Raw genomic sequence first — 701 nt, 5'->3', positions numbered from 1 at the left:
GCGTCCGGCTTTCCACCGTGGCCGGGGTAGACGGCCCGCCGCAACGCCACGCCACGCGCGCTACACTTTTTGATTGCGCCGCGGCGCACCCTTCAAGGAAGACCCATGTACAAGCGCGCGATTCTCTCCCTGACCTTGCTGCTGGGGGGATATGACGCGACCGCGTCGGTGGTGATGGACCCGTCGTCCACGGAAGGGCCGGTGGTCCTGCCCGAGGAGGTCGCGGCGACCTGCGGCGACCTGGTCAAGAGCCTGCAGGCCTCGGCCGCGCTGAGCCTGAAGAAGGCCGGCAAGGACGGCGGCGATGTCACCACGAGCCCGACCTGGGCGTACACCCCATTCTCCCACCGCGTGCTGATGGCGTCCTGCGTAGCGTATGTCCTGACCGGCAGCACCGAGGCCCCCGCCCGCCCCTTGCGCTTCATCGATGAAGACAGCGGCAAGCAGGTGGCGGTGCTGGACAAGACCGGCTACCGCGACATCACCCCCTGAGCCGGCGGCACCGCCGTATTTGACGTCGGCCTCCGAGCCACCGTCCCGTACTATTCCAACAACGGCGCCCTTGGGCGCCGCTATTGTTTATCGGTACTGAGTGACTGCGAAGGCAACGGCAATAAGCACCATGCGCATCGCCTGCTGCGGGCTGACTGGCCCGGGTGGGGGTGCGGGACACGCTGCAAGTCCCGCTCCGCGGCCCGGCC

The 701-nt window shown here is 68.0% G+C and carries 1 protein-coding gene; it reads left to right on the top strand.

Annotated elements, in window-relative coordinates:
- The first annotated feature begins 105 nt into the window (after positions 1-105).
- The gene (locus DBR34_RS17385) at positions 106-492 is read left to right on the top strand and encodes a hypothetical protein (protein ID WP_128097716.1); all 387 of its coding nucleotides are present in this window, start codon (positions 106-108) and stop codon (positions 490-492) included.
- The last annotated feature ends 209 nt before the right edge of the window (positions 493-701 follow it).

It is taken from the genome of Stenotrophomonas sp. HMWF003, assembly GCF_003061285.1.
Taxonomy (GTDB): domain Bacteria; phylum Pseudomonadota; class Gammaproteobacteria; order Xanthomonadales; family Xanthomonadaceae; genus Stenotrophomonas; species Stenotrophomonas maltophilia_AP.
The sequence above is the reverse complement of the archived record's forward strand: the minus strand, read 5'-3'. Positions and strand labels throughout refer to the sequence as shown.

Bases quoted from the DNA above. Each gene is read 5' to 3' on its own strand.
- DBR34_RS17385 (WP_128097716.1), top strand. From the start codon at position 106: ATGTACAAGCGCGCGATTCTCTCCCTGACCTTGCTGCTGGGGGGATAT.